The 10,004-nt window shown below is 30.8% G+C and carries 6 protein-coding genes and 1 pseudogene; 2 read left to right on the forward strand and 5 right to left on the reverse strand.

The window, feature by feature from the left end; all coding sequences use genetic code 11:
- The 3 genes from feoB to ACH2BO_RS04640 all read right to left on the reverse strand — a co-directional run.
- A partial coding sequence (feoB, locus tag ACH2BO_RS04630; RefSeq protein WP_395043580.1) for a ferrous iron transport protein B occupies positions 1 to 1,317 on the reverse strand: 1,317 nt, incomplete at its 3' end.
- Positions 1,318 to 1,325: 8 nt separating this feature from the next.
- Positions 1,326 to 1,556 carry a ferrous iron transport protein A gene (locus ACH2BO_RS04635; protein ID WP_395043581.1) on the reverse strand — a complete coding sequence of 77 codons (231 nt, stop codon included), beginning with the start codon at positions 1,554 to 1,556 and terminating at the stop codon, positions 1,326 to 1,328.
- A gap of 408 nt (positions 1,557 to 1,964) precedes the next feature.
- Positions 1,965 to 2,660 (reverse strand): SCO family protein, encoded by a 696-nt coding sequence (locus tag ACH2BO_RS04640; protein ID WP_395043585.1) that lies wholly within the window; start codon positions 2,658 to 2,660, stop codon positions 1,965 to 1,967.
- Positions 2,661 to 2,766: 106 nt separating this feature from the next.
- On the opposite strand from ACH2BO_RS04640, the gene ACH2BO_RS04645 reads away from it, so the two are divergent.
- Positions 2,767 to 6,156, forward strand: coding sequence for a T9SS type A sorting domain-containing protein (locus ACH2BO_RS04645; protein WP_395043582.1), 3,390 nt, complete (start codon positions 2,767 to 2,769; stop codon positions 6,154 to 6,156).
- 3 nt (positions 6,157 to 6,159) lie between these two features.
- A complete protein-coding gene (locus ACH2BO_RS04650; protein ID WP_395043583.1) occupies positions 6,160 to 8,214 on the forward strand; it encodes a M13 family metallopeptidase in 2,055 nt (684 codons plus the stop codon).
- A gap of 129 nt (positions 8,215 to 8,343) precedes the next feature.
- On the opposite strand, the gene ACH2BO_RS04655 is transcribed toward ACH2BO_RS04650, so the two are convergent.
- Both ACH2BO_RS04655 and ACH2BO_RS04660 read right to left on the reverse strand, forming a co-directional pair.
- Positions 8,344 to 9,174, reverse strand: a complete 831-nt coding sequence (locus tag ACH2BO_RS04655) for an SDR family NAD(P)-dependent oxidoreductase (protein WP_395043584.1) — start codon at positions 9,172 to 9,174, stop codon at positions 8,344 to 8,346.
- Positions 9,174 to 10,004 (reverse strand): annotated as a pseudogene (locus ACH2BO_RS04660) (peptidase M28); the annotation flags it as partial. The pseudogene ACH2BO_RS04660 and the gene ACH2BO_RS04655, both read right to left, overlap by 1 nt.

Raw genomic sequence — 10,004 nt, forward strand, 5'->3', positions numbered from 1 at the left:
ATCTGGAATTATTAACGAAATTAAAATGGCGTAAACTGGTAATCTTGCAGAGCAAGTTGTAAATGGCGTAACCAAAATTGTTATTAATCGTTCTTTCCAATTTTCAATATTTCTGGCACTCATAATTGCAGGAATAGCACAAGCAGTTCCAGAAATTAATGGTACAACACTTTTACCCGAAAGTCCGTAACGTCTCATGATTTTATCCATCAAGAAAACTACACGACTCATGTAACCACTTTCTTCTAATACAGAAATAAACAGAAATAAAAACGCAATTTGAGGTACAAATATTACAATTCCGCCAATGCCAGGAACAATTCCTTCGGCAATTAAATTAGTGAATTCGCCACTTGGCAAATGCTTTTTGGCATACGAAGCTAAATTGGTAAAGGTTTCATCAATAAATTCCATTGGAACACTAGACCAATTGAATATAGATTGAAAAATAAGCAACAAAATTCCAAAGAAAATTACATATCCAAAAAATTTATGTGTTAAAACTCTGTCCAATCTTGCTCTAATATCTGTGGCTTTTGAGGTGTCAATTGTTTGACCAATTTTTAATGTATCATTAATAAACTGGTAGCGTTTTATGGTTTCTTTTTGTTGCAAACGCTTTAAATCGTTTTTAGATTTTGTAAAACCACTTTTAATTTCGTTACGTTCAAGATTCAAGAAATTTACATCTTGTGTAATTACCAACCACAATTTATAAAGCAACTGATTTGGAAAAGCACGACGCAAATTATTAAAATAATCAACATCAATACTCGACGCATTTAGGCAAGGTTCAGTAGAAAGTGATTCGTAGTTTAAAATTAAATTTTTGATGGTTTCAATTCCAATATTTTTTCTGGAACTTACTAGTGCAATTTTGGTTTTGAGTTCTTTTTCTAGTAATGGAATGTCGAGTTCAATTCCTTTTGCACGCATTCTGTCACTCATATTTATGACTAATATCGTAGGAATTTCTAAATCTTTTATTTGTGTAAAAAGCAGTAAATTTCGTTTCAAATTTTCAACTTCTGTTACTACAACAGCTACATCTGGAAAATTTTCATCTTTTTTATTCAGTAACAATTCAATTACTAAATTCTCATCAATTGAACTTGCATTTAAGCTGTAAGTTCCAGGTAAATCTAGAATTATTGCTCGTTTATTTTTAGACAACTGACAAATTCCCATCTTTTTTTCAACAGTAATTCCAGGATAATTTCCCACTTGTTGTCGCAAACCTGTAAGCTGATTAAAAACCGAAGTTTTTCCAGTATTAGGATTTCCAATTAACGATACTTTTATATTTTTTTGAGACATTAACGAGTTTATTTTTCCAGTGTAATTTCAATTTCTTTGGCAGTTTCTAATCTAATAGCAACATGCGAATCATTAAAAATAAAATACAACGGATCGCCAAACGGCGCTACTTGAACCAACTCAACCCTATTTCCTGGCAAGCAGCCCATTTCTAGTAATTTCAACGGAATTTCGTCAATATTTACATCGGTAATGATTCCTTTTTGACCTTTTTTTAGCTGCGCAAGAGTAAGTTTCAAGTGTTTATTTAGATTGAATTAAAATACAAAAGTACGAATTTGTAATTTAAAACTAGAGGTTTTAGTTAAACATTATGAAGTTTTTAAACACTAATCTCACGAATTTGCACTAATTACACAGGTTAAAATTTCACAAAGATGTTATTGATAATTTGATGTAATTACTTTTCAAAGCAAAAATAATTAGTGAAACGTGTCTGTTTTTTTAGAGGATTAGTGTGAAAATTATTAGAAGCGAATGGCTTGGTTTTTATTTATCAACCTTGTTCCTGATTTCCGTTTCAATATCTTTGCCAAAGTTTTAAACTTTGGCAAAGATTATTTACACTTTAAACGAAGTTCACTGAACTCAAATGAAAATCAATTTAATGTGAAGTAATCACGGCTAATTTTTATTTGTCTTCTCCTTTAATTATCGTTTTCACACAACCACAAAATATCTTCAAGCAATTGTTTCACATTTTTAACACCTTTTTCTGTTGGTTCATCAAGATTTGTTCCGTCATAAAAACCTCTAACTCTTCGTTTAGAATCTACCAGAACAAAATTTTCTGTATGAACCATATCATATAGTTCCTCAGGTTTTCCAGTTTTTACTGCCAAATAAGATTTTCTTGCAATATAATAAATGTCTTTTTTATCGCCAGTCACCAAGTTCCATTTAGTATCAATTACACCTTTTGCATTAGCATAATTTTTTAAAACTTCAACAGTATCAATATCTGGAGTAACCGAATGTGAAAGCAATAAAACCTTATTATTGTTTTTTAATTGTTCTTGCAACCAAGCCATATTATTAGTCATTTTAGGGCAAATGGTTTTGCAAGAAGTAAAGAAAAAATCGGCTACATAAATCTTGCCTTCATAGTCTTTTTGAGTAATTGTTTTTCCGTTTTGATTGGTAAATTTAAAATCGGCAATTCTATGATTATTAGCTACATATTGAATTGTAGAATCAACCAATTCAGTATTTACATCACTCGGATTGTATATCGGTAACTTTTTGTTAGGTTTCAACACAAAGTAAAATGCGGTAATAGTAACAATAGAAAAAATCACAAAAAAACTAAATAGGTATTTATATTTTTTTAAAATCATTATAATAATTTTTCTACAAAGTTAATTAATCGTTTTACAAAAATAAATTAAGGAATGTTAAACCTATAATTAATACCAATTATTTACATATATTTGGGAAAAATTATTAAAAATGAAAAACTTTATACTTTTTATTGCGTTATTAAGTTGTATTACGGTATTCCCACAATTTATTCAAAGCGCACCTTGGGTTTCAAGCAATTCAAATGCTAAATCTGGTCAAGCCAATATTGATGAATTGGTTCAATCTTTTAATACTTATTGGAGTTCTAGAGATTACAAGAAAAAAGGAAGCGGTTATAAACCTTTTATGAGATGGGAATACCATTGGAGAAACAACACAAATCCTCAAGGATTTTTAGCTACTCCACAAGAAATGTGGGAAGCATTTAATCAAAAAAACGCTCAAAAAAACAATAAATTAAGCACTTCTTTGTTAGTTCCAGCAAGTAATTGGGAAGCAGTTGGACCTTTTTCTCATACAAATTCTGGTTCTTGGTCATCTGGACAAGGTAGAGTAAATGTTGTTTATGTTGATCCTTCTAATTCAAATACAATATATATAGGTTCGCCAGCAGGAGGAATTTGGAAATCAATAAATGCAGGTTCAACTTGGTCTCCACTTTCAGATAATTTACCACAAATTGGAGTTTCTGGAATAGCAGTAGATGCAAACAACTCAAATATAATTTATATTACAACTGGTGATTGCGATGGTTCTGACACCTATTCTATTGGTGTAATGAAATCTATTGATGGTGGTTTAACGTGGAATACAACAGGACTTGTATTTGCAGGAACAAATACCTTTGCAGGAGATATTTTAATAAACCCTACTAATTCTAATATGTTATGGGCTGCAACATCTAATGGTATTTATAGAACTTTAAATGCTGGTTCAACTTGGACTTTAGAGCAAACAGGAGATTTTTCGCAAGGAAGAATTCGTTTAAAATCTGGAGATGCAACTACCGTTTATGCGGTTTCTAACACTCGTTTTTTTCGCTCAACAAACTCAGGCGATACTTTTACAACAATAACAACTGGACTTCCATTTTCATCAGGAAGACTTATAATGGATATTACAGCTGCAAATGCTAATTATATTTATATTTTAAGCGCAACCGCTAGTGGAGGAATGCAAGGTATTTATCGTTCAACTAATGGTGGAACGAATTGGACTAAAACGTCTGGAACCAACGATACTTTTGATGGTTCAACTCAAGCATATTATGATTTAGGATTAGCAGTATCACAAACCGATGCAAATGAAATTTATACCGGTTGTTTAAATCTATGGAAATCACCAGATGGCGGTGTAACGTTTTCAGTATTAAATAGCTGGAGTTCACCAGTTGGTGCCGCATACACTCATGCTGACATACATTATTTAAGATTTTTTGGTAATAAATTATACTGCGCAAGTGATGGTGGTGTTTATGTTTCAGAAAATAATGGAGCTTCTTTTACTGATAAAACAGCAGGTATACAAATAAGTCAGTTTTATAAAATTGCTGTGTCTAAACAAACAGCTTCAAAAATGGTTGGTGGACTTCAAGATAATGGAGGACATGCATACAGTAGTGGACTTTGGAAAAATTATTATGGTGCAGACGGAATGGACACTGCAATTGATCCTAATAATAGTAATATTTTCTATGGTTTTATACAAAGTGGTGGAAGTTTATATTCTAGCAATAATGCAGGAAATTCATTATCTGGCGGATTTGGCTCTCCAGTTGGTGAAACAGGAAACTGGGTTACTCCATTAGTAATGAATAATGCAAGTGAATTGTTTGCCGGATATACAAATTTATATAAACTTACCGATGGCGAATGGTTACTTCAAAACTCTAACACAGTTGGCTCAGGAAACATTGAACTAATTACTATTGATCCTTCAAATGACAACAATATGTATGTTGTAAACGGAACAAGTATTTATAAAAGTATTGATAAAGGAATTACTTTTAATTTTGCTTATTCAGCATCTTCAAATATTACTTCTATAGATGTTCATTCTAGCAATAGCTCTATTGTTTATATAACAACTCAAGGCACAACTGGTCAAGCATTAAAATCAATAAATGGAGCAACAAACTTTACTTCTTTTAGTGAAGGATTACCAAATATTGGAAAAAATGTTATTGTTCATCAAGGAAGAAATGCTAACAATCCTTTATATTTAGGAACTAGTTTAGGTGTTTATTATCGTGATGACACTATGGCTTTGTGGGAACCATTTGATACAAATTTACCAAATGTTTCAGTTACAGATTTAGAAATAAACTTAGAAGACGAAAAAATTGTAGCGGCTACTTTTGGTAGAGGAATTTGGCAATCTTCAATACCAGTTTTAACTCCAAATGATGATATTAAATTAACCGAAATTCAAAATCCGTCGTCTGTTAATATCAATTGTACCGATTCAGTTACACCACAAATTTTGGTTAAAAACAATGGTTTGAATGTAATTAATAATGTAACATTTAATTACACAATCAATTCAACTTCACATGTCTATAATTGGTCTGGATTAATTAATCCAACACAAACATTAGCAATTAGTTTACCTTCAGAAACACTTCCAAAAGGAATATACACATTGTTGGTGAATTCTACAATTGCCAATGATGCTTTTAGTGATAATAATAATGGTAGTTCAGTATTTTATTTAAATGATAACGGAACGGTAAATACTACTAATACTTTTGAAAGCACTGCAGACGAGCTATTAGAATATAATGAAGGAAGCGCAACTGGAGTTTGGACAAGAGGAATAAGAGCAACAGGAAGCTTGGCAACAGGAACAAATAATGTTTATACTACAAATTTAAGTGGAAATTATTTAGATTTAAAAAAGGCATATATTGTTTCTCAATGTTATGATTTGTCTTCTTTATCAAATCCAGATATAAGTTTCAAAATGGCATTTGATTTAGAAAACAATTGGGATATTGTTTATGTTCAATACTCTACAGATTTTGGACAGAATTGGCAAGTATTAGGAACTCCAGGCACAAATTGGTACAACAGCAATAGAACACCAGACACTTCTGGAACCGATTGTAATAATTGTGTTGGAGCACAGTGGACAGGAACAGACACAACATTTAAAACTTATAATTACTCACTTGCAGCACTTAATAGTGAAACAAATATTATCTTTAGAATTGTTTTTCATTCTGATGAAGCAGTTGTTCAAGCAGGTGTGATTTTTGATGATTTTTTAATTTCTGGAACTCTGGCCAATGAAAATTTTAATTTAAATAACATTACAATTTATCCAAATCCGTCAAACGGAATTTATAATATTTCATCTGGCAACACAACAATAGATGAAATCATTGTTTATGATGTGATGGGTAAAACAATAAAATCTAGCACTAATCAATCGCAAAACAATACAGTTCTTAACTTAACTCAAGTTTCAAGCGGAATTTATTTTGTAAAGATTACTGCCAACGAGCAAACTACCATTAAAAGAATAATTAAAAAATAAACTATGAAATTTCAGATAAATAAAACTTCAATCTTCATTTTTTCAGCATTTGTTTGGTTTATTCAAATAAACGCACAACAAAAAAACCCAGGAATCAACCTTGATTTTATGGATAAATCTGTAAAACCGAGTGATGATTTTTTTAATTTCGTAAACGGAACTTGGTTAAAAAACACACCAATTCCTGCTGATAAAACACGTTGGGGTTCATTTGATGAATTACGTCAAAATACAGATAAAGATGCTCTTGCAATTTTAAAAGTAGCTAGCAATAATCCAATTTATAAATCGAATACCGATCAAGGAAAAGCAATAAATATGTTTAAAGTCGCAATGGATACTGTGGCCAGAAACAAACAAGGAATTGCACCTTTAAAACCTTATTTAGCCAAAATCAATGCTGTAAAAAACATTCAAGATTTACAAAAATTAATGATGCAAACCGAAGCAACTGGTGGAAATGTTGGTTTTTTTGGAGTTGGAATTGGTGCTGATGAAAAAAACAGTAATAAAAACTCTGTAAGTATTGGTCCAGGAAGTTTGGGTTTACCAGACAGAGATTATTATGTTTCTGAAGAAAAAGACTCTAAAGAAAAACGTGAAAAATATGTTTTACACGTAGCAAGAATGTTACAATTTCTAGGAGAAAAACCTACAGTTGCTAAAACTAATGCCGAAAAAATATTGGCGTTAGAGATTGCAATGTCAACACCAAGATTGGATAGAGTTGAACGTAGAGATAGTAAAAAACAATATAATCCTACAGCAATTTCCGATTTACAAAAAATGCTTCCTATAATAAATTGGAATACATATGTAAAAGGAGTTGGAATTACAAAATTAGATACAATTATTGTAACGCAACCAAGATATATGGCTGCATTACAAGGAATTTTTAAAGAAAATAAAGTTGAAGATTGGAAAGCGTACATGCGTTGGATGTTGCTAAGAAGTGCATCCGGACAATTATCTACAGATATTGAATCGGCTAATTTTGAATTTTACGGAAAAACTTTAACTGGTGCATTAAAGCAAAGACCACGTCACGAAAAAGCGTTGCAAGTTGTAAATGGAACTATTGGTGAAGCATTAGGAAAATTATATGTAGAAAAAATGTTTCCTGCAGAAGCGAAATCCAAAGCAGAGAAAATGATTAAAAATGTAATTCGTGCCTATGAAATTAGAATAAATAATCTAACTTGGATGTCGCCAGAAACAAAATTGAAAGCAATTGAAAAGTTAAATAAACTAACTATTAAAATTGGTTATCCAGACAAGTGGGAAGATTATTCGGCATTAGCAATAAAAAGTCCAAGTGAAGGCGGAAGTTATTTTGAAAACCTTAGAAATGTTTCTGCTTGGAGTTGGAAAAAAGATTTAGAAAAATTTGACAAACCAGTAGATAAAACAACTTGGGGAATGTCGCCACAAACTGTAAATGCCTATTACAATCCTTCTTATAATGAAATTGTATTTCCAGCAGCAATCTTGCAACCACCATTTTATGATTATAAAGCAGACGAAGCTGTAAATTATGGCGGAATTGGAGCCGTAATTGGTCACGAAATCTCTCACGGATTTGATGATCAAGGCGCAAGCTACAACTCTGAAGGAAATCTTATTGATTGGTGGACAGCTGATGATTTAACCAAGTTTACTGCACTTGGAACAGCATTATCAGATCAATATTCGGCATTAGAACCATTACCAGGTACTAAAGTTGATGGTAAATTTACACTTGGAGAAAACATTGGTGATTTAGGCGGAATTAATGCTGCTTATGATGGTTTACAATTGTATTTAAAGGAAAACGGAAACCCAGGATTAATTGATGGTTATACACCAGAACAACGTTTGTTTATTTCTTGGGCAACTATTTGGAGAGGAAAAATTAGAGACGAAGCGTTGAAAAATCAAGTAAAAACTGATCCACATTCGCCAGCAATGTATCGAGCTTATGTGCCACTTTTAAATTTAGATACTTTTTCTCAAGCTTTCGGAATTAAAGAAGGTGATGGAATGTATATTGCTCCTGAAAAGCGAGTTAGAATTTGGTAATTTTTAACAATTAAAATTATAGTATAGAATTTTAAAACCATTAAGATATTTAAGGAAATTGAGTTGTATAACTCTTAATGAAACTTAAATATCTTAATGGTTTTTAAATTTATGCTTTTTAATAAAAAACTAAATGTGATAAAGGAATTCATATCCCAAAACACTTTCAACTTTAGAACTTAAAATAATTTTACCAATAGATGATTTTGTCTCATCAAATTCTGGCAAAGCTAATTTTTCTTCAACAGCTTTTTGAATATAATATTCTTTTCTAGAAGGATGAAACGGATAAACAGCATTATAAATTTCGTTCCAAATTTGATTGTTATTTTCATTCTGAACTTGTTTCAGAATCTCTTCAATAATTCCAATACAATCCTTTTGATGAATTAAATTTATTGGTGCATCAGGATTTTCAATGTTTTTTCTACCAGATAAAAATTTTACAGGATTTCTATCTTCGCCAATTAATCCGCCAAAGCGAAGTATAATTGTTTCAAAACTTTGATTTTCTAACAGAATGTTTTCTACTTCTAATAATTGTTTTCCACTTTCGGTTTCTGGATTTGGATTTGTTTTTTCTGTCTTGCCGAGCGCAGTCGAGGCATCGTCTGAATAAACAGCAGTTGAACTCACAAAAATTACTTTTTTAACAGATGATTTTTTTATAAATGGAAGTAGTGTTTGAATTTTTTCTACAAAACTTTCTTTATAATCGCCTCTTAACTTTGGAGGAATATCAATAATTAAAATTTCAGAATTTTCTAAAAAAACTTCTATTTTACCTTCAACTTTTTTTTCTAATAAATTAATTTGAAAAGAAGTGATTCCAGCATTTTGTAATACTGAAATTTTATCAAATGAAGTTGTTGAACCATTAATCAAAAATCCTTTTTCTAGTAAAGATTTTGCTAAAGGTAAACCTAACCAACCACAACCTAAAATACTTATTTGTTGCATTATTTTATAACATTGTTAGTAATTCCAATTGCATTTACTAGAACTGGTGGCGGAGTTGGTTTTACTTTTTGTTTCACAATAACAGCATCTGTCAAGACAAATGGTTTAGGAATCATCCAATTACTTCTTTTTGCTATAGTAAACAAAGGATTTGTCATTAAATCAAACGAACTTTCCACCAAATTCATATCCAATTTATCAGAACTTGAAATAGAAAATTCCATTACAAGCGGAATATTATCTACAACATAATAACTCAAAAGCTTGTTTGTGTTTTTAGAAATAATATTACTTTTTAACGCAATCGATTTTACTCCATTAGCTTTAAAACTAGTAACTTTAGTATTTGAAAAAATATCATATCGGTTTACTTTTCGGTTTGGTGTAATGATAATTTTTAGATAACGTTGGTTACCAATAATAGAATCTTTTAGAAATTCAATGCTGGGTTTTGCAATGTTTTTTAAAGGTGCATCTGCCATAAATGTATATTCAGAACCATATTTACTATACAATTTATTAGTATTTAGATGTTTTGCATTTTTAGGATTTTCGCCTAGATATTCTTTTGTCCATTTATCTAAGTTGGTGTCGTAAGTTGCCCAATTTGCTTTATTTGTATCTCCATTTAATATATAAACCATGCTGTTTGGTTTTGCCTTTCCTGTTTCATAATCATAGGAAAGATGTGCTTTTATAAACATACCAATTGACAGTAAAAAGAAAACTATTGACCAAAATCCTTTGCGAGTAAACGAACCAAAAATTGGTAATAACAAAGTAAAACTTAAAACCGTTAATACAGAACTTCCAACTAGTATTTTTAATCC

Origin of the sequence: Flavobacterium sp., from assembly GCF_043773265.1 — a bacterium.
GTDB lineage: Bacteria > Bacteroidota > Bacteroidia > Flavobacteriales > Flavobacteriaceae > Flavobacterium.